The organism is Pseudomonas sp. B22(2017) (genome assembly GCF_002113105.1).
In the GTDB taxonomy this organism is placed as follows: Bacteria; Pseudomonadota; Gammaproteobacteria; order Pseudomonadales; family Pseudomonadaceae; genus Aquipseudomonas; species Aquipseudomonas asiatica.
In genome coordinates this window covers 660,126-679,793 of sequence record NZ_NEJN01000001.1, presented here as the reverse complement: position 1 = coordinate 679,793, position 19,668 = coordinate 660,126, and the positions used below count along the sequence as shown (strand labels likewise).

The 19,668-nt window shown below is 64.6% G+C and carries 18 protein-coding genes; 11 read left to right on the top strand and 7 right to left on the bottom strand.

The genetic code is table 11. The annotated features are described in order from the left end of the window. Nucleotides 1-21: 21 nt before the first annotated feature. The 4 genes from CAG18_RS03335 to CAG18_RS03320 all read left to right on the top strand — a co-directional run bounded on the left by CAG18_RS03335 (nt 22) and on the right by CAG18_RS03320 (nt 3,443). The gene (locus CAG18_RS03335; protein WP_085720331.1) at nt 22-906 is read left to right on the top strand and encodes an alpha/beta fold hydrolase; all 885 of its coding nucleotides are present in this window, start codon (nt 22-24) and stop codon (nt 904-906) included. A 120-nt stretch (nt 907-1,026) separates the two neighbouring features. Further along, nucleotides 1,027-1,914 (top strand): pirin family protein, encoded by an 888-nt coding sequence (locus CAG18_RS03330; protein ID WP_085720329.1) that lies wholly within the window; start codon nt 1,027-1,029, stop codon nt 1,912-1,914. Nucleotides 1,915-2,068: 154 nt separating this feature from the next. Then, a complete protein-coding gene (locus CAG18_RS03325; protein ID WP_085720327.1) occupies nt 2,069-2,998 on the top strand; it encodes a DNA-3-methyladenine glycosylase in 930 nt (309 codons plus the stop codon). Between the two features lie 184 nt (nt 2,999-3,182). After that, complete coding sequence (locus CAG18_RS03320; RefSeq protein WP_024087193.1) at nt 3,183-3,443, top strand: DUF1652 domain-containing protein; 261 nt, start codon at nt 3,183-3,185, stop codon at nt 3,441-3,443. 19 nt (nt 3,444-3,462) lie between these two features. On the opposite strand, the gene CAG18_RS03315 is transcribed toward CAG18_RS03320, so the two are convergent. From CAG18_RS03315 to CAG18_RS03285, 7 genes are all read right to left on the bottom strand, one after another. Continuing rightward, nucleotides 3,463-4,077, bottom strand: a complete 615-nt coding sequence (locus CAG18_RS03315; protein ID WP_015270517.1) for a Yip1 family protein — start codon at nt 4,075-4,077, stop codon at nt 3,463-3,465. Nucleotides 4,078-4,173: 96 nt separating this feature from the next. Beyond that, nucleotides 4,174-4,461, bottom strand: coding sequence for a hypothetical protein (locus tag CAG18_RS03310; protein ID WP_013972780.1), 288 nt, complete (start codon nt 4,459-4,461; stop codon nt 4,174-4,176). A 167-nt stretch (nt 4,462-4,628) separates the two neighbouring features. Continuing rightward, nucleotides 4,629-5,276 carry a DNA oxidative demethylase AlkB gene (gene alkB / locus CAG18_RS03305; protein ID WP_085720425.1) on the bottom strand — a complete coding sequence of 216 codons (648 nt, stop codon included), beginning with the start codon at nt 5,274-5,276 and terminating at the stop codon, nt 4,629-4,631. 165 nt (nt 5,277-5,441) lie between these two features. Further along, nucleotides 5,442-6,887 carry a curlin gene (locus tag CAG18_RS03300; RefSeq protein WP_085720325.1) on the bottom strand — a complete coding sequence of 482 codons (1,446 nt, stop codon included), beginning with the start codon at nt 6,885-6,887 and terminating at the stop codon, nt 5,442-5,444. A 16-nt stretch (nt 6,888-6,903) separates the two neighbouring features. Beyond that, complete coding sequence (locus CAG18_RS03295) at nt 6,904-7,377, bottom strand: curlin-associated protein (RefSeq protein WP_015270514.1); 474 nt, start codon at nt 7,375-7,377, stop codon at nt 6,904-6,906. Between the two features lie 15 nt (nt 7,378-7,392). Beyond that, a complete protein-coding gene (locus tag CAG18_RS03290; protein WP_015270513.1) occupies nt 7,393-9,624 on the bottom strand; it encodes an Ig-like domain-containing protein in 2,232 nt (743 codons plus the stop codon). A 32-nt stretch (nt 9,625-9,656) separates the two neighbouring features. Next, nucleotides 9,657-10,985, bottom strand: a complete 1,329-nt coding sequence (locus tag CAG18_RS03285; RefSeq protein WP_015270512.1) for a hypothetical protein — start codon at nt 10,983-10,985, stop codon at nt 9,657-9,659. 446 nt (nt 10,986-11,431) lie between these two features. On the opposite strand from CAG18_RS03285, the gene CAG18_RS03280 reads away from it, so the two are divergent. From CAG18_RS03280 to CAG18_RS03250, 7 genes are all read left to right on the top strand, one after another. Further along, the gene (locus tag CAG18_RS03280) at nt 11,432-12,172 is read left to right on the top strand and encodes a gluconate 2-dehydrogenase subunit 3 family protein (RefSeq protein ID WP_085720322.1); all 741 of its coding nucleotides are present in this window, start codon (nt 11,432-11,434) and stop codon (nt 12,170-12,172) included. Between the two features lie 3 nt (nt 12,173-12,175). Beyond that, the gene (locus CAG18_RS03275) at nt 12,176-13,960 is read left to right on the top strand and encodes a GMC family oxidoreductase (RefSeq protein WP_015270510.1); all 1,785 of its coding nucleotides are present in this window, start codon (nt 12,176-12,178) and stop codon (nt 13,958-13,960) included. A 12-nt stretch (nt 13,961-13,972) separates the two neighbouring features. Further along, nucleotides 13,973-15,217 (top strand): cytochrome c, encoded by a 1,245-nt coding sequence (locus tag CAG18_RS03270; RefSeq protein WP_085720320.1) that lies wholly within the window; start codon nt 13,973-13,975, stop codon nt 15,215-15,217. Nucleotides 15,218-15,489: 272 nt separating this feature from the next. Beyond that, nucleotides 15,490-16,509, top strand: coding sequence for a transcriptional regulator PtxS (gene ptxS, locus CAG18_RS03265; protein ID WP_013972769.1), 1,020 nt, complete (start codon nt 15,490-15,492; stop codon nt 16,507-16,509). A gap of 67 nt (nt 16,510-16,576) precedes the next feature. Continuing rightward, nucleotides 16,577-17,365: a TIM barrel protein gene (locus CAG18_RS03260; protein ID WP_085720318.1), complete on the top strand. Its 789-nt coding sequence runs from the start codon at nt 16,577-16,579 to the stop codon at nt 17,363-17,365. Beyond that, nucleotides 17,358-18,308 (top strand): sugar kinase, encoded by a 951-nt coding sequence (locus CAG18_RS03255; RefSeq protein ID WP_085720316.1) that lies wholly within the window; start codon nt 17,358-17,360, stop codon nt 18,306-18,308. The genes CAG18_RS03260 and CAG18_RS03255 overlap by 8 nt, the downstream gene beginning before the upstream one ends. A gap of 58 nt (nt 18,309-18,366) precedes the next feature. Beyond that, on the top strand, nt 18,367-19,659 hold the full coding sequence (locus CAG18_RS03250) for an MFS transporter (RefSeq protein WP_015270506.1): 1,293 nt from the start codon (nt 18,367-18,369) through the stop codon (nt 19,657-19,659). Nucleotides 19,660-19,668: the final 9 nt, after the last annotated feature.

Sequence of the window (19,668 nt, the reverse complement as noted above, 5' to 3'; positions counted from 1 at the left end):
CCCCGCGAGTACGGTAAGCCGATGCAGTTGATCCCCTGGTCTCACGAATGCGCCGAAGGCTTCACCCTGCGGGGCTGGCGAACCCCGGCCAGTGGCAAGCCGTTACTGCATTTTCTGCACGGCAACGGCTTCTGTTGCCTGGCCTACCAGCCATTGCTGATGCGCCTGGGCGAACATTTCGACCTGTGGCTCAGCGATGTGCAGGGCCATGGTGACAGCGACCATGGCGGGGTGTTCCGTGGCTGGAACCGGACCGCTGCGCTGGCGGTGGAGGCTTTTGCAGCCGGGCGAGGCGAGTATGGTGACGTACCGCGCTTTGCCGTCGGGCACAGCTTCGGTGGCGTGCTCACCGGCCTGATCCTGGCCAGTGAACCGCAACTGTTCACGCGTGCCGTGCTGCTCGACCCGGTACTGTTCAGCCGGCGCATGCTGGGTGTGATGGGGATGGCAGCCCTGGTCGGCTTGCACCAGCGCCATGCCCTGGCGCGCAAGGCTGCCAGCCGTCGCAGCCACTGGCCCGACCGCGAGGCAGCCCTGGCTTCGCTGCATGGGCGGGGTATCTTCAAGGGGTGGACCGATGCGGCGCTGCGGGCTTACGTGGAGCATGCCATTGGCGACTGTGGCGAAGCGGTGGTGCTCAAGTGCCGGCCCAGCCGCGAAGTGGAAATATTCAGTTCGTTCCCCAGGCGCATGTGGGCGAGCCTGGCGGCAATCCGTACGCCCACGCGGGTGCTGTACGGCGAGCACACCTACCCCTTCGTACCGCATTCGGTAAATCGCCTGGTGGCGCTCAACCCTAAGGTCAGCGGCAGGCAGGTTGCAGGTGGGCACTGCTTCATGCAGGAGCATCCTGAGGCGTGTGCCGAAGAAGTGCAGGCCTTCCTGCTGCAGGGACCGGCGGGATAGTTTTTCCAGACAGCTGGCTGTGGATTGTCCTTTAAATGAGACGATGCATGCCATTTTAGCCGGCTATTGCCTGATTGGTCTCACTGGTAAGGTTATCTCAACCAAGAGAGGAGCCTTCTCATGAAAACGATTCTGGGTATTCACCGCAGTCCCCACGCCCACTGGGTAGGTGATGGTTTTCCGGTGCGCAGCCTGTTCACCTACGACAACCTGGCCAGCAAGATCAGCCCGTTCCTGCTGCTGGACTATGCCGGCCCTCATGACTTCACCCCGACCAGTGCGCGGCGTGGCGTTGGCCAGCACCCGCACCGCGGCTTCGAGACCGTGACCATCGTCTACCAGGGCGAACTGGAACACCGTGACTCCACCGGCGCTGGCGGCTTGATCGGCCCTGGCGACGTGCAGTGGATGACTGCTGCCAATGGCATCATCCACGAAGAGTTCCATTCCCCAGGTTTCGCCCGTTCTGGCGGTACGCTGGAGATGGTTCAGCTGTGGGTCAACCTGCCGGCGCGGGACAAGCGCGCAGCGGCCGGCTACCAGACGCTGCTGGCCAAGGACATCCCGGTGGTGACGCTGGACGACGAGGGCGGCAGCCTGCGAGTGATTGCCGGTGACTATCGTGGGCATTCGGGGCCGGCGCGGACCTTCACTGCGATGGATGTCTGGGACCTGCGCCTGAATGCCGGTGCAGCCTTGCAACTGCCGGTCGCCGCTGGGCGCAATGCGGCGCTGGTGGTGTTGCGCGGCAACGTGCGGATCAACGGCGAGCGAGAAGCCGGCCCATCCAGCCTGGTGCTGTTTGACCGGGGCGGCGAGGATGTCGCTATCGAAGCGCTGGAAGGTGCCAGCTTGCTGCTGCTAAGCGGTGAACCGATCGATGAGCCGATCGTGGGCTATGGCCCGTTCGTGATGAACAGCCAGGCGGAAATTGCCGAGTCGTTCGACGACTTCCATGCCGGGCGGTTCGGGCAGATGCAGGAAGCGCGGGACGGTGCGGCGCATTGATCCTGGTTGATTGAATGGCTTGTCCGGCCCTATCGCCGGCAAGCCAGCTCCCACAGGTACAGCGACAATCTCGAGAGCAACGCTGTACCTGTGGGAGCTGGCTTGCCGGCGATAGGGCCGGTACAGGTTTTACTTTTGCTGGCATGATGCAGCCATGCCAAAGCTCACCCCCCTGCACGCCGTACGCCGATCATTGCCCACCCCCGGCCACCACACCTTGTGGCTGCGCTACCGTGCCCCTTACCACTGGCCCTCGACCCTGGCCTTCCTCGCTGCCCGCTGCATCCCCGGCATCGAGACCTGCCTCGACGGCACCTACCGCCGTACCCTGGTAATTGCCGGCCGACACGCCGTCTTGCACGCCACACCTTCGGGCAGCCAGTACCTGCGGGTCCGCCTTGAAGGCGTCCCGGCCCACGCGCTACCCGGCCTGACCGCCAGGCTGAGGCGGGTCTTCGACCTCGACACCGATCCCGCGCGCATCAATGCCGAACTGTCCCGCGATCCACTGATGGCGCGCCTGCTACGGGAGCGTCCAGGCTTGCGGGTGCCACAAGGCTGGGACGCCTGCGAACAGGCAATGCGCACTGTGCTGGGCCAGCAAGTCAGTGTGGCCGGGGCCATGACCCTGGCCGGCCGCCTGGTGCAACGCCACGGCGTGCCCTTGCGCTGGCCCGCACCCGGCCTGAGCCACGTATTCCCGGCGTTGCCGGTATTGGCAGTTGCGAAGTTCGATGGCATGGGCATGCCGCGAGCGCGCGCCGCCACCCTGGGCACGCTGGCCAATGCATTGCTCGCCGAGCCGAGGTTGCTGCGCCGCGGGCAGGTGCTGGATGAACTGCTGCGCAACCTGTGCCAGCTCAAGGGTATCGGCCCCTGGAGTGCGCACTACCTGGCATTGCGCCAGGCCGGCGTGGCCGATGCCTTGCCGCTGGGCGATGTGGCGTTGATCAAGGCGTTGCGCCTGCTCGAAGGCGAGGACGCCCAACTTGCGCAACGAGCCCTTGCATGGCGACCGTGGCGAGCCTATGCGGCACAGCATCTTTGGGCATCGCTGGGGCCTGCCGGGACCGCTCGTCGCTAAGTCTGCCATTGCGTTCGAACGCGCAGCCCGCGCAGGCAATCTTCCACTAAGGTGCTAGAGGATTCCCTGCATGATCATTGCCCAGGCGCATGAGCGCCTGCCCCGGCATGCGCAATATCAATTGGCACCTCGCCCGACAAAGGCGTACTCACACAACAGGCCATCCCAAAGAGAGGGTCGTACCATGTCGTTGATAGGAGTTTCGATGCTAGAAATGCGGCAGATGATCGAGCAGGCCTGCCTGCCCGACCGTTGCGAAGTCAGCTGCACGGATGGCGCCAACCTGACCATACGCCTGGGTCAGGGCCAGAGCCTCGATGAGGGCGTGACCCTGAGCGGGGTCCCCCTGCAAAGCCTCAACAGTTGCCGTGACCTGGTCAACCTGGTGGGGCAGCTGCACGCGCTACGTGACAGCCACCCGGCGACACTCAAGGCGATTGCCTGAGGCGCCTGCCGCGCCCCGGTCAGCCCACGCTGGCCGGGCGCACATATTCCGGCATCAGGCCGTTGAACCAGAACAGGATCATCGCCACCAGGATGGTGACCAGCAGCAGTAACCCCACCCCCCACACGCAGGTCGCGAACAGCATGGCCTGTTCCTTCTTCAGCCGCAGGAAGGTCTGCAATCCGCCATACAGCAACACGCTGGCATACGCCGAGGCAGCCAGCAGTGCCGCCAGCGCCAGCCAGCGGATCGGTAGCAGGCCGACCACCCCGGCAAAGAACCATGGTGTGGCGCAGTAGGCGGCAAAGCCGATGCACTGGTTGAGGCTGGGCTGAGCATCGAAACCGCGCGACATCCAGCGGATCATCGTGCCCATCAACATTACCCCGACGACCGTTGTGGCGTAGAGCAAGCCCGCCAGTTGGGCGGCGCTGGTCATGCTCAGGCGCACCCGTTCCTCGGCCGCCAGGCTCCAGCCGAAGGTGGTCGTGCCGACGAACAGGCACACAGCGGGGATCAGTGCCAGGGCCAACAGGCGCGGCAGATATTGCTGCGGGTGGTCTTCCTCGGCCCGGCGGATTTCCAGCCAGGCGTCGGCGGGGTGAGTGAAGAGCTTGAGCAACGGACTGTTCATTGACGTTCTCCGCGTTCTCCGGCAGGCATGGGCCCTTTTGCTATGGAGACGTGACGCGCCCGGTGGGTTCAGCCGGGTTGATCGCCGTTGATCGTCTTACAGCAGTTCCAGCAGCAGGTTCAGGCCGCCATCACCGCACTTGCCCTGGTCGCGGACCACTCCGTGGTAACTGCGCCCGTCCCAGACGAAGGCCACGCTGTGGGCGCGGTCGACCTTGTCGGGCAGGGGCGGGCAGATGTGCAGGCGCAGGCCGGGGCGGCCTTGCAGGTCGAGGGCGGCGAGTTGGCACTGGCACTCCACGCTTTGCGCCACCGGGCCGAACAGGGTGTCGCGTACGTAATCGAGCTGTAGTGAGGCATTGGGCGCGCGGCAGGGCATTTTCATGGGCGCGCGGCTCCGCTTTGAGAGGGCGGGGAACAGGGCTGGTAGGGCATGGCGGGCTCCAGGCTGAACAGGGCATGGCATATCGTTTGAAGCTTGCCAGGCCAAGATGTTCAACCTGTTTCATGCGCGTTCATCCTGTTTGCGCCGGTTACGGGCCGTTGGCCGCTTCAGCCACCGGCCTTGCGCAAGGTCAGGTTGATCCGCCGTTCACCCAGGCGCGGATGCACGCCAGGCTTGATCGGGAGCACGCCGTGAAAGCGCAGGCGGTCCTCGCCACCCCAGACCAGCACATCGCCATGGCTCAGCGGGATGCGCTGGGTCTTGTCGGTGCGCTGCAGGCCACCGAACAGGAACACCGCCGGCAAGCCCAGCGACACCGACACGATCGGCTGGCCGAAGTCCTGCTCGTCGCGGTCCTGGTGCAGGCTCAGGCGGGTGCCCGGCAGGTAATGGTTGACCAGGCAGGCATCCGGCACGAAACCGTCGAACCCGGCAATGGTCGCAGCGCGGGCGGCCAGTTCGAGCAACACGGGGGGCAGGGCGGGCCAAGGTTTGCCGCTGAGCGGGTCGCAGGGGGTGTAGCGGTAGCCGTGTTCGTCACTGACCCAACCCAGCGTGCCGCAGTTGGTCAGCCCTACCGCCATGCGCAGGCCGGCCGGGGTGTGCATGTGCCGGAACGGCGCGGCACGCAGCACCGGGCGCAGGGCATCGAGCAGGGCCTCGATCTCGGCCAGGGCGAAGCCGGGCAGCAGCACGGTATGGCTGGCCAGGCGTTGCGGCTGGGGGCCGAACAGGTCGAGGTCGGACTGGATCATGGGGCAGGCATCGGTTGGGGTGTGGACCATTGTAATGCGCTTGGCAGGCTTGGCCTATTCGCGGACATGCCCGCGAACAGGCCGGCAAGAAAAGAAGTTCTGACAGGAATAAAAAGGAACCGCGGCACCAGGGAGAGGAGCACCGCGGTTCAAGGGGGGAGCGATCTACTGCTGGGTCACAGTGGCCACGTTCGCGCTGCCCAGCTGGCTGATGGTCGCGGTCTGCGTCACACCGCTCTGGTCGACATACGCCTTGTTGCCCTGGCCTCCCTGGGTCACGTAGGCAATGTTGTAGCTGTCAACCTGCTTGATGTTGGCTTCGTTGCCGCTACCGTACAGCTGGTTGGTGTAGCTCTGGTTGCTGTAGCCGGACTGGTCCAGGTTGATGACGTTGCCGTTGCCCTGGCTGTTGCCGTAGGCATAGTTGTCGGTGCCACGCTGGTCGGCGATCAGGATGTTGTCGGTGCCGTTCTGTTCGAAGTACAGCTCGTTGTTCATGTCGGCCTGCTTGGTCTCCATTTGGTTGCCGGTGCCTTTCTGGGTCAGCGTGGCCAGCTGGTTGTCACCGTTCTGGGTCAGGTTGACGCCGTTGCCATTGCCATTCTGGTTGATGGTGGCAGTCTGGTTGGTACCGAACTGGCCGCCCATCTTGGCGCCTTTCCAGTTGCTGGCGGTGACGCTGTTGCCAGTGCCCTTGGTGTTGATGGTCAGGTTGAGGTTTTCACCGTTCTGGTAGGTGAAATGCACGTTGTTGCTACCATTCTGGGTGATGGTGGTGGTCGAGTTGCTGGTCTCGAACTGGTCCGACCAGCTGGCGTTGGCCGTGCCCTGTTGCGACAGGCTGACCTTGTTGTTCATGCCGAAGCTCTGGTCGATATAGCCTTCGTTCATCTGGCCGGACTGGGTCACTGATGCCTGGCTGGCGGTCTGGTTGTCCTGCCACACTTCCACCGAGTTGCCGCCACCGTACTGGCCAATGCCGATGGTGCCGCCGGTGCCGTCGCGCTGGTCGCCATACGCCCAGTTGCCCGTGCCGTCCTGGTAGACCTGGATATCACCATCGACGTAGCTCAGGTGCTCGGCGGCGGCGTAGTTTTCCTGGCCGGTCTGGTTGATGCTGCTGCGGTTGTTGCTGCCACCAAAGATCTGCTCGATGAAAGCTTCGTTGCGCTGGCCGGATTGCCAGGTGGTGGCCTTGCTGCCTTCCTGGCTTTCCTGCCATACGGTCGAGGCGTTTTGCGCGCCTTGCTGGGTTTGCAGCGACTGGTTGCCCAAGCCCAGTGACTGGCTGGCGAAGGCATCGTTGTAGCTGCCGCTTGCGTGCTGGGTGACCTGGCTGCCGTTCTCGAACAGCTGGTCGGCGTAGCCTGCGTTGTATTGGCCGTTGGCGCTCTGCTGGATATCGCTGGTGCTATCCGATTGCACCGCCAGGTGGTTGTTGCCCTTGCCGGTCTGGGTCTGGGTAGCCGAAGCGAATGGCGCCAGGGACTGGCTGACTTCAGCGATGTTTTCCTTGCCATCCTGGGTCTGGGACGAGGTGCTGTCAGCAGCCATGGCCTGACCTGCGAGGGCCAGGACGATAGCGGCACTTAACGGAGCGAGCTTGTACATGGGGGTGCCTCCAGGTCTATCGGTATTGGGTTATCTGCACGTGCTGGCCATTGCCGGCCTGGGTCACGGAGCTGTTCAGGCCTGTGCCGGACTGCACGATGCTGGCGCTGTTGTCGTTGCCGATCTGCTCGATGGCCGCACTGTTGCTGCTGCCGGTCTGGCGGATCGACGCGCTGTTGCCATTCCCCTGTTGGCTGATGAGGGCCATCAGGTCACTGCCTTCCTGCAAGATGTACGCTTCCTGCGCGCCACCGGCCTGGACGATGCGGCCCAGCAGGGCCTGGCCGTTCTGGTCGAGGGCGGCGCGGTTGCCCGCGCCTTGCTGCTCGATCACCGCAGCCTGGCCGGCGCTGGCCGGCAGCAGGCGGATGATCACCGGTTCGCCGAGGTCGTTGCCGGGTGCGAGGTCGGCATTGTCCAGCAGGTCCTCGGCCCAGCAGGCCTGGCCCACCACGGCCAGGCCGAGCAGCAGGGAGTACAGGCGTCTCATTGCAACCTCCGGCCTTTACTGCACGGTTACGTTGACGGTGCGTGTGGTGCCCTGGCTGGTGGTGATCGTCGCCGTCGGTGCCGCAGTCGGGATGATCGTGGTGCTATTGCTCACCGCCAGGCGCCAGCGGCCGGTCAGCGCCACCGTGGCGGTGCCAAGGGTCTGCACGCCGGTAGTGGTGGTTACCCGCACGGTGACGGTATTGCCGGTGGTGACCGACGAGGTACCGCTGAGGTCCCAGTTGTAACGGTTGTTGGAGCGTGCCGTGACCGTGGCGGTCGTGACCGTGAAGGTTTCGGCGGCGGGCCGTGGCGATACGTTGACGGTGACGGTGCCGGCGTTGGACAGGGCCCCCAGCGAGTCACGAGCCTGGTAGGTGAAGGTAGTGGTGAAGGCCGTGGTCACCGTGGCCGGTGGGGTGTAGGTCACCGTGGTGCCGTCGGTACTGACGGTGCCCCGGCCGGCAGCCGGCTGGGTGACGGCAGCAACGCTCAGCGGTACGTTGCCTTCCGGATCGGTGTCGTTGGCCAGCACGTTGATGGTCAAAGGCACGCCCAGGGTGGCGACCGTTTCCGGGTTGGCGGTCGGGGCCTGGTTGGGCGCCACATTGATGGTGACCGTGGCCGGTTCCGACTTCAGGCCCTTGGCGTCCACCGCCCGGTAGCTGAAAGTGGCCACCACGGGTTGCGTGGCCCCGGCTGGCGGGGTGTAGGTGACCGAGGTGGTGCCGTTCATCACCACGCCGCCAAGACCGGTACCGGGCTGGGTGAGGTCGCTGATGGTAAGCGGTACGTTGCCATCCGGGTCGCTGTCGTTCTGCAGCAGGTTGAGGGTGATCGGGATGCCCACGCTGGTACTGCCGGTATCGGCCTGGGCCAGCGGCGGCTGGTTGGCCGCCTCGACCGGCGCGTTGCCGACCACCACTACCGGTTCGACATCGCTGCCGCCGCGTGCCGACTTCACCGTGATGGTGGCTGGTGGCTGCGGCACGTCGTTGACGGTCAGGCTCTGCAGCGTGCCCGCCTTGGACAGGCGACCGTAGCCTTGGGCGATCAGGTCCGGGACCGCCACTTCGTCACTGGAACTGGCCTCGATCAACAGGCGCTTGTTGGCCCAGTCGTAGCGTGCGGTGCCGACCTTGACCACGTCGGTGAGCTTGCTCGACAGCGCGGTTGGCTGGGTACCGCCGGCGCTGTCGCTGGCGGTGACCACCACCACTGCAGGCGGTGCTTCCTGGCCGAACTGCTGGTGGAAGAACAGCCCGTTGTTGTCGGCGGTGAGGGTGTACTGGCACGGCGAGGGCGGGGTGCCGACCAGGGCAATGCCATTGCGCATGCACAGGCTGGCTGCGCTGGGCGCCTTGGCGAACACTTCCGTACGAGTGCCGGTGGCATTGCGCGAATAGGTGGCGCGTTCCAGGCTGACCGGGGTCTGGGCCCGTTGGTCGAGTACCTTGCCTGAAACAGTGAAGGTGTTGGTCTGGATGGTGCCAGCGGGGCCTTGAATGCGCACGAAATTGGTATTGAAGGGGCTGCCGGTCACCGCCTCGGTGATATTGGGGTCGCCGATGTAGGTTTCGATGGCGCCGGTATCGGGGTTGACCTCGGTGTAAGGCCCGCCAACACCCTTCAGCCAAGGGCCGATCGCCCCCGCCAGCGCTCCCCGGAAGTTGCCTGGTGCGCCAATGCCAATGTCCCGGGTGATGTTGATCGCCCGACGCCCCGCCGTGGTGACGTTGACCGTCTCCACCCCGTAGGGATGGGTGATTGTGTAGGTACCGGTACTTGGAACCGAAGCACGGATGCGGATCCGGGCGAAGCTTTGCTGGTCACCATCGACAGGGTTTTCGGCGGCGAAGGCAGCCTCCACCCCGGCTACATAAACCTCCAGTTCATAGCCGCTGTTGCCGACCTGCGGAATGGCGGTTTCCGCCAGGAACCAGAACATCTCGGGCGGCCAGTTGTCCGGGAACACCAGCGGCAGGGCATCGTCATAGATGCCAGGCTCGGGCAACAAGGTACACATGTAGGCCGGTGCCCCCGGCGCGCCTGGTGCACGCGTACTGGTAGCACGGGACTGGCACAGCTCCAGGGACTGGTCGAGGCTGTCCTTGTACCACATCGGATAGCCACCGGTGGCGAAGGTGTAGGGCCCCGGGTCGACATCGGACAGCGCGGCAAACGCGGCGCTGGTAACGGTAAGGGAGAAACCGGCGGCCAACAGCGCACGGCGCGACCAAGTGTTCATGCTGCCTCCTTGAAGGCTGAGCCTTTGTCTGTTCATGGCACCAGCACCACGTCTTCGGTGTCGCTACCGCCGTTGGTACTGGTGACCTGCACCTTGGCCGGCGGGATCGGCGACAGGCTGGTGCTCAGCGTCTTCACGGCACCTGTGCCGCTCAGGTTGCCGATCAGCGCGCCGTTGCCGGTGTGTGCGGTGAGCACTGGCGGCGTGGTTTCGTCGCTGGTGCTGGCCACCAAGGTCAGCTCGCCGGTGGACAGACGGAACTGGGCCTGGGTGATAACGACCAGGTCGGTCAGCGGTACATTGGCGGTGGTCGGGCTGCTGGCAGGGATCGCCACGCTGTTGTCGGCGGTCAGCGTCAGGATCGTCCCGGCGGCCGGGTCGAGCACCGACTGGGCGTACCAGGCACCGGTACCGTTGGCCTCGGTGAGGTTCAGGTTGGGTGTCTGGCTGGTCAGGGTGACGCTGGCCGGTGGCGGCGGGGCCATCACGAAGATGTCCTGCTGGGCGCGCAGGTCGCCGTTCTCGGTATGCCGCGAGTAGGTACTGCGTTGCGGCATCAGCGGGGTTGGCAGGGTCACTTCGGAAAGCTTGCCCGAAACCGCGAACAGCTCGGTGCGCAGGTCGATGCCGCCGGGGCCTTCGATGCGCACGTAGTTGGTATTGAAGGGGCTGCCGGTCACCCGTTCTTCCAGGTTCGGGTCGCCGATGAAGCGCTCGCTGCCTTCGGTGTAGGGGCCGTTGACACTGCGCAGGAACGGGCCCACATCGCCTTTCAGGGCGCCGGTGAAGTCGCCTGCGCCGGCAATGCCGATGTCGCGGGTCATGTTGATCGCCCGGCGCCCGGGCGCAGGTACGTCGAACACTTCGACGCCATAGGGGTGAGTGACCACGTAGGTGCCGGCGGTTGGCACGTCGACCCGGATACGCACCCGGGCGAAGCTGACCTGGTCGCCGTCGACCGGTTCTTCGGCGGCAAATGCCGCTTCGATCGCGGTGCCGTAGCTGAGGTCGATGCCGCGGGTGGCGTCGACGATGGCGGCATCGGCGGTGAACCAGAACGCTTCGTCAGGGAAGTTGGTGGGAAAGACGATGGGTTGGGTATCGTCGAACACGCCGGGGGTGGGCAGCAGCGTGCACATGTACGAAGGTGCGCCGGGTGCGCCAGGCACACGCGAGCTGACCGCCTTCGTCAGGCACAGGTCGAGGGTACGACCGTGACTGTCCTGGTACCAGGCTGGGAAGCCACCGTTGGCGGGAACATAGGCGCCTGGATCGACAGCGTTCAAGGCAGCCTGCGCCGGGAGTTGGAGCATGCCGGCGAAAATGGCCAATGCCAGCGGGTGGGGTATCGGTCGGTGCATGAGACATTTCCTCCTGCAAACGGGCCCATGGACTTGGGGCGTCTGGCAGGAGATCGGCAATAGGCGTGCCAAGGCAGAAAAAATGTGCTGCAGCCCTTGCAGGGCAAGGGATCCATTTCTCTTGCAAGGGCGATTGCAGGGGGTTGCCGTTGGGCACCGTGTCCCCAAGGTTGGGGACTGGGGCAGGTGGTACCGACCCAATCAATTGCGTGAGCGCGGCCCTGTAGGTGCGGTCTTGCGGCGAATACCCCATGTAGCCAGCCAAGGCTGGCCGGCCGCAAAGCCCGGCCAGCCCTTTGCAATCAAGCCTGAAACCGGTTTCAAAACATTTCTGAACGCGCTAGATTATCCGGCTGTTTTCTTGATGGCCCATCAAGACCACCACCCCCCATATTGAAAATCAGATGGCGCTTTTCAAGGCCGCACACAGCCGATGAGGATTCGCAATGCCTGAGCATGCCCCCGACAACCCGCGCAGGGACTTTCTGCGCAAGACCTTGACCTTGATCCCTGTGGTCACAGTGGCCAGCACGGGGCTTGGCGTGGGTGCCAGTCAGCTGCTTGCGGCCCCGCAACACGAGCCTAAAGTGCCGGCCACGCCGCCTGTGGGCGACTACCAGCCGACTTTCTTCACTGCCGAGGAGTGGGCCTTCGTGCAGGCTGCCGTCTCGCGCATCATCCCGGCCGACGAACTTGGCCCTGGCGCACTTGAAGCCGGCGCTGCCGAATTCATCGACCGGCAGATGAACACCCCCTACGCAACTGGCGCGCAGTGGTACATGCAAGGCCCTTTCAAGGCCGACGCCGCGCCCGAACTGGGGTACCAGCTGCAACTCAGCCCGCAACAGATCTACCGCCTGGGCATCGCCGCCGTGGATGGCTGGTGCAAGGCCAATTCAGGGCAAGCTTTTGCTGCGCAAGATAGCGCTACCCGAGACCGCATTCTCAGCAAGGTCGAGGCTGGAGAGCTGGTTTTCGACGCCGTGCCAGCCAAGGTGTTCTTCAGCCTGCTGGTGCAGAACACCCGTGAAGGGTTCTTCTGCGACCCGATCCATGGCGGCAACAAAGGCATGGTCGGCTGGACCCAGATCGGCTTCCCCGGCGCCCGCGCCGATTTCATGGATTGGGTCGAGCGCAACGAGCCTTACCCGTTCCCCGCTGTTTCGATCCGTGGCGAGAGGGCCTGAGGCATGACGACCGTGATGAAGAAAGTGGACGCGGTGATCGTGGGCTTCGGCTGGGCCGGCGCGATCATGGCCAAGGAACTGACCGAGGCGGGGCTGCAAGTGCTGGCCCTGGAGCGGGGGCCGATGCAGGACACCTACCCGGAAGGCAGCTACCCGCAGGTGATCGACGAGCTGACCTACAGCGTGCGCAAGAAGCTGTTCGTCGATGTGTCGAAAGAGACCGTCACCATCCGCCACGGCATGAACGACGTGGCGCTGCCCAATCGCCAGCTCGGTGCCTTCCTGCCGGGCAAAGGTGTAGGTGGCGCAGGCCTGCACTGGTCGGGCGTGCACTTCCGGGTAGACCCGATGGAACTGCGCATGCGCAGCCACTACGAAGAACGCTACGGGCGCAAGTTCATCCCCGAAGACATGACTATCCAGGACTTCGGGGTCAGCTACGAAGAACTGGAACCGCACTTCGACTTCGCCGAGAAGGTGTTCGGTACCTCTGGCCAGGCCTGGACCGTCAACGGCCAGGTCGTTGGCGAAGGGAAGGGCGGCAACCCCTATGCGCCAGACCGTTCCAGCCCGTTCCCGCTGCCTTCGCAGAAAAACGTGGTGTCGGCCAGGCTGTTCGAAAAGGCGGCGGCCAGCCTGGGCTACAAGCCCTACAACCTGCCCTCGGCCAACACCTCTGGCTCGTACACCAACCCATACGGGGCGCAGATGGGGCCATGCAACTTCTGCGGTTTCTGCAGCGGCTACGTGTGCTACATGTACTCCAAGGCCTCGCCCAACGTGAACATCCTGCCGGCGCTGCGCCAGGTGCCGAACTTCGAATTGCGGCCCAACGCCCATGTGCTGCGGGTGAACCTGGACGACAGCAAGCGCAAGGCCACCGGCGTCACCTACATCGACGCCCAGGGGCGGGAAGTGGAGCAGCCGGCGGACCTGGTGATCCTGGCGGCGTTCCAGTTCAACAACGTGCGCCTGATGCTGCTGTCCGGCATCGGCAAACCGTACGACCCCATCAGGAACGAAGGCGTGGTCGGGCGTAACTTTGCCTACCAGAACATGGGCACGGTCAAGGCGTTCTTCGACAAGGACACCTACACCAACAACTTCATCGGCGCCGGTGGCAACGGCATCGCCATCGATGACTTCAACGCCGACAACTTCGACCATGGCCCGCACGGCTTCGTCGGTGGCTCGCCGATGTGGGTGAACCAGGCCGGCACACGGCCGATTGCCGGCGGCGCCACCCCGCCTGGCACACCGGCCTGGGGCAGCGCCTGGAAGAAGGCCACCGCCGATTACTACACCCACCAGGTGTCGATGGACGCCCACGGCGCCCACCAGTCCTACCGTGGCAACTACCTGGACCTCGACCCGACCTACCGCGACGCCTATGGCCAGCCGCTGCTGCGCATGACCTTCGACTGGCAGGAAAACGACATCAGGATGAACCAGTTCATGGTCGACAAGCTGAGCAAGATCGCCCAGGCGATGAACCCCAAGACCATTGCCGTGCTGGGCAAGAAGGTCAAGGACCACTTCAACACCGCCAGCTACCAGACCACCCACCTGAACGGCGGCGCGATCATGGGCACCGACCCGAAGACCAGTGCGTTGAACCGCTATCTGCAAAGCTGGGACGTGCACAACGTGTTTGTTCCAGGGGCTTCGGCGTTCCCCCAAGGGCTGGGCTACAACCCGACCGGGCTGGTGGCTGCGCTGACCTACTGGTCGGCCCGCGCCATCCGCGAGCAGTACCTGAAAAACCCTGGTCCGCTGGTTCAGGCTTGAGGAGCGATGCGCATGAAGACAATGTTGATCGCAACCCTGCTGGGTGCCAGCGTGGCTGCTCAGGCTGCGCCGAATGACGATGCGCAGGTGCGCCAGGGCGAGTACCTGGCCCGCGCCGGCGACTGCGTCGCCTGCCATACCGCCAAGGGCGGCAAGCCGTTCGCCGGTGGGCTGCCGATGGAAACACCGATCGGCACGGTGTACTCCACCAACATCACCCCGGCGGCCAGTGGTATCGGCCAGTACAGTTTCGAGGACTTCGACCGGGCGGTGCGCAAGGGTATCGGCAAGGACGGCAGCACCCTGTATCCCGCCATGCCATACCCGTCTTATGCACGCGTCAACGAGCAGGACATGCAGGCGCTGTATGCCTACTTCATGAAAGGCGTGGAACCGGTCGAACAGCCGAACAAGGCCACCGATATCCCTTGGCCGCTGAGCATGCGCTGGCCGCTGGCGGTCTGGCGCGGGTTGTTCGCGCCAGAGGCCAAGCCCTGGCAGGCATCGGCGGCAGCCGACCCGGTGGTCAACCGCGGTGCCTACCTGGTCGAGGGCCTGGGGCACTGTGGTGCGTGCCATACACCGCGGGCGCTGACCATGCAGGAAAAGGCACTGAGCCCACAGGATGGCGAGCAGTTCCTGGCCGGCAGTGCACCGCTGGAAGGCTGGATTGCCAAGAACCTGCGTGGCGACCACAAGGACGGCCTGGGTAGCTGGAGCGAAGAGCAGCTGGTGCAGTTTCTCAAGACTGGCCGTAGCGACCGCAGCGCCGTGTTCGGTGGCATGAGCGACGTGGTCGAGCACAGCATGCAACACATGAGCGACGCCGACCTGACCGCTATCGCCCGCTACCTGAAGACGTTGCCGCCAAGCAACCCTGACGACCAGCCGCACGTGTACGACAAACAGGTGGCGGATGCGCTATGGAAGGGTGACGACAGCAAGCCCGGGGCGGCGGTGTACATCGACAATTGCGCGGCCTGCCACCGTACCGATGGCCAGGGCTATACCCGCGTGTTCCCGGCCCTGGCCGGCAACCCGGTGGTGCAGACGGCGGATGCCACATCGCTGATCCACGTGGTATTGGCGGGGGGTACGGTGCCAGCGACGCACGCGGCACCGTCGAACTTCACCATGCCGGCGTTCGGCTGGCGCCTGAGTGACCAGGAGGTTGCCGAGGTGGTGAACTTCATTCGCACCAGTTGGGGTAACCAGGGCAGTGCCGTCACTGCCAGTGACGTGAAATCCCTCCGTTAACTGCATCCCTCTGTCTGCACCCCCAATCCACTGTGGGAGCGGGTCTACCCGCGAATGCGTCGGCACATTCAAAATCGCATTCGCGGGTGAACCCTCGCCCACAGGGTTTTGCATTTACTTTTCTATATTTATCAGTTAGTTAAAGAGCATTCTTATTGCATTTACTATGCATGGATATCGCACTCCCGACCAACGGCATGTTGACGAACGCGTGCTATTTTGCTGTATTGAAACCGGTTTCATCGCTATCACAACAATCATAAGGACAGCCCATGACCGACGCGCCTGCCCATGCCCGCGAACGGGTCACCATCAGCGAAGTAGCGCGTGTCGCTGGCGTTTCCAAGGCCACCGTCTCCCGTTACATCGGCGGTGACCGCCAGTTGCTCGCCGAAGCCACCGCCAAGCGCCTGGAAGAGGTCATCGAGCGCCTCGGTTACCGCCCCAACCAGATGGCCCGTGGCCTGAAGCGCGGCCAGACGCGCCTGATCGGCATGCTGGTGGCCGATATCCTCAACCCCTATTCAGTGGCCGTGATGCATGGCGTGGAAACAGCCTGCCGCCAGCACGGCTACAGCCTGGTGGTGTGCAACACCAACCGCGACGACGAGCAGGAGCGTCACCATCTTGTGGCCCTGCAGTCCTACAACGTCGAAGGGCTGATCGTGAACACGCTTGGCCATCACCCCGGCGAATTGCTCAACCTGCAGCGCGACATCCCCATGGTGCTGGTCGATCGCCAGTTGCCCGAACTGAATGTCGACCTGGTGGGCCTGGACAATGCCGACGCTGTCGAGCAGGCCCTCGACCACCTGCAAGCTCAAGGCTACCGCGACATCCTGGCGGTAACCGAACCCCTCGATGGCACCAGCTCGCGCCTGGAGCGAGTACAGGCGTTCGGATCCTCGGTCAGCCGTCGGCCCGGCATGCGCCAACAGGTGCTGGAGACCGGCACCGGGCTTGATGAGCAGTTGGCTGCGTTCCTCGCCGGCAACGGCCATGGCCCGCAGGCCATCTTCACCTTCAACGGTGTCGCCACCCTGGCCGTGACCCGGGCCCTGCACGAAGCAGGGCGCAATCTGTTCGTGGACGTCGGGCTGATCGCCCTCGACGACCTCGACTGGTACCCCTTGGTCGGCAGCGGCATCACTGCACTGGCCCAGCCCACCGAGCGAATCGGCGTGGCGGCATTCGAGAGCCTGCTTGGCCGCCTGCGCGGCGACAGCGGGGCAGCCCGGCGCATCGACTTCAAGGCCGAGCTGATCATCCGAGGTTCAACCCAGCCACAGTAATTACAGGCAGGCACCTGCGCGCCTGCTGTCATCAAAAAATGAAACCGGTTTCATAAGGACAAAAACAATGCACTCGAACCCCGTTTCCATCAGCCTCTCCAGCTTCGGTGCCGACTTTGTCCGGCAACGTGGCCAGCAGCAGTTCCTTGACCTGCTGGCTGCCGCCGGCGTTACCCGCGTGGAGCTGCGCGAAGAACTGTTCACTCGTGCGCCGGACACTGCAGCGCTGGCTGCAGCCATTGCCGCGCTACGCCTGGAGTGCCTGTACTCCACACCCCTGGAACTGTGGACCGCACAAGGCGAACTTGACCCGCAATTGGCGCAAAAGCTGGAAACTGCCCGCGCCCTTGGCGCGGTCGCGCTCAAGGTTTCCCTGGGCCACTACCATGCGGGCTGTGACGTCGCGGCCTTGGCGACGCTGTTGCCGGCGCACGGGCCATTGCTGCTGGTGGAGAACGACCAGACCGCGCAAGGTGGACGGATCGAACCCCTGCAGCAGTTTTTCCAGCGCGCCGACGAGCTCGGGCTGACCCTGGGCATGACCTTCGACATCGGTAACTGGCAGTGGCAGGGCGAGCCTGCCCGGCATGCCGCACGCCAGCTGGGCCGCTGGGTGCGCTATGTGCACTGCAAGGCCGTGCAGCGCCGGGCCGATGGGCGCCTGGTTGCCGTACCGCCAGAGGCATCGGACCTGCAGGAGTGGGCCGAGCTGATGGCCGAGTTCACCCCTGGCGTGGTACGCGCTGTCGAGTACCCGCTGGTGAGCGACGATCTGCTGGCGCTGACCCGAGCCCAGGTGCGCGACCTGGCAGCGCTGGGGCAGGGCGTATCGAGTGAGGAGTTGAGCCATGCATGAGCATGACGTGTTGTGTTTCGGCGAGACCATGGCCATGTTCGTCGCCGAGCAGGCCGGCGACCTGGCCAGTGTCGGCCAGTTCGGCAAGCGCATCGCCGGCGCCGACAGCAACGTGGCCATCGGCCTGGCGCGGCTGGGCTTCAAGGTCCGTTGGCTGAGCCGGGTGGGCGACGATTCGCTGGGCCGTTTCGTGCTCGACAGCCTGCGCCGCGAAGGGCTGGACTGCTCCGGCGTCGAGGTGGATGCCAGCTACCCCACCGGCTTCCAGCTCAAGGCCCGCTGCGATGACGGCAGCGACCCGGCGGTGGAGTACTTCCGCCGTGGCTCGGCGGCCAGCCGGCTGTCGCCGGCGCTGCTGCGCCCGGGTTCTCTGCAGGCCCGCCACTTGCACGCCACCGGCATCCCGCCGGCGCTGTCGGACGGCTGCCGGGCGCTGTCCCATGCGTTGATGGACGCCATGCGTGCCGCCGGGCGCAGCACCTCGTTCGACCCCAACCTGCGTCCCTCGCTCTGGCCTGACCAAAACAGCATGGTGCGCGAAGTCAATGCCCTGGCGACCAAAGCCGACTGGGTGCTGCCAGGCCTGGAAGAGGGCCGCCTGCTGACGGGCCAGCACACCCCGGCAGACATCGCCGCGTTCTACCTCGACCAAGGGGTGGAACTTGTGGTGATCAAGCTGGGCGACGCCGGTGCCTACTTCCGCAGCGCCAAGGGCGAAGGCCAGGTGGCGCCAGTGCCGGTCAGCCAGGTGGTAGACACCGTTGGCGCCGGCGATGCCTTTGCCGTCGGCGTGCTCAGTGCGCTGCTGGACGGCCACCCGGTAGCCGAGGCAGTGGCGCGTGGCAACTGGTGCGGCAGCCGCGCCGTGCAGTCGCGTGGCGACATGGAAGGGCTGCCGCTGCGCCATGAGCTGCAAGCCCACGAGCTGCGCAGAAGCGCCTGAACACTTGACCCCGAAACACCTGTTGCAACAAAAACAACAAGCTCAGGAGAAACGAACCATGCAAAGCCAAAGCCTGGCACCTCGCCGCTGGTGGTACATCATCCCGATCGTGTTCTTCACCTATAGCCTGGCGTACCTGGACCGCGCCAACTACGGGTTCGCCGCCGCTTCCGGCATGGCTGAAGACCTGCATATCACCCCCGCACTGTCTTCGCTGCTGGGGGCACTGTTCTTCCTTGGTTACTTCTTCTTCCAGGTGCCCGGTGCCATCTATGCCGAAAAGCGCAGTGTGAAGAAGCTGATCTTTGTCTGCCTGATACTCTGGGGCGGCCTTGCCACGCTCACCGGCGTGGTCAGCAACGTCTACATGCTGATCGGCATCCGCTTCCTGCTCGGGGTGGTGGAGGCGGCGGTGATGCCGGCCATGCTGGTGTACCTGTGCCACTGGTTCACCCGCGCCGAGCGTTCGCGCGCCAATACCTTCCTGATCCTCGGCAACCCGGTGACCATCCTGTGGATGTCGGTGGTGTCGGGCTACCTGGTCAAGCATTACGACTGGCGCTGGATGTTCATCATCGAAGGCCTGCCCGCCGTCGTCTGGGCGTTCTTCTGGTGGCGCCTGGTGGATGACCGCCCGGCCCAGGTGAACTGGCTGAGCGCGCAGGAAAAGGCCGCCCTTGAGCAGGCGCTGGCTGCCGAGCAGCAAGGTATCAAGCCGGTGAAGAACTACCGCGAGGCGTTCCGCTCGCCGCAGGTGATCATCCTTTCGCTGCAGTACTTCTGCTGGAGCATCGGTGTGTATGGCTTCGTGCTGTGGTTGCCGTCGATCCTCAAGCAGGCGGCCAACCTCGACATCGTGCAGGCCGGCTGGCTGTCGTCGGTACCTTACCTGGCGGCGGTGCTGGGCATGGTCGGTGTGTCGTGGGCGTCCGACCGCTTGCAGAAGCGCAAGCGCTTCGTTTGGCCGCCACTGCTGATCGCCGCCGTTGCGTTCTATGGCTCGTACGCCCTGGGCAGCGAGCACTTCTGGCTGTCGTACGCGTTGCTGGTGGTCGCCGGCGCCTGCATGTACGCACCCTATGGCCCGTTCTTCGCAATCGTGCCCGAGATCCTGCCGGCCAACGTCGCCGGTGGTGCCATGGCACTGATCAACAGCATGGGCGCGCTGGGCTCGTTCGGTGGCTCGTGGCTGGTGGGTTACCTCAATGGCGTCACCGGCGGGCCTGGTGCCTCCTACCTGTTCATGTGCGGTGCGCTGCTGGCCGCAGTGGCGCTTACCGCCGCGCTCAATACTTCCCAGACATCTGGCCGGGCCAAGCGCGGCAACTCGCGTCTGGCCATGAACCATTAGGAACCTGTG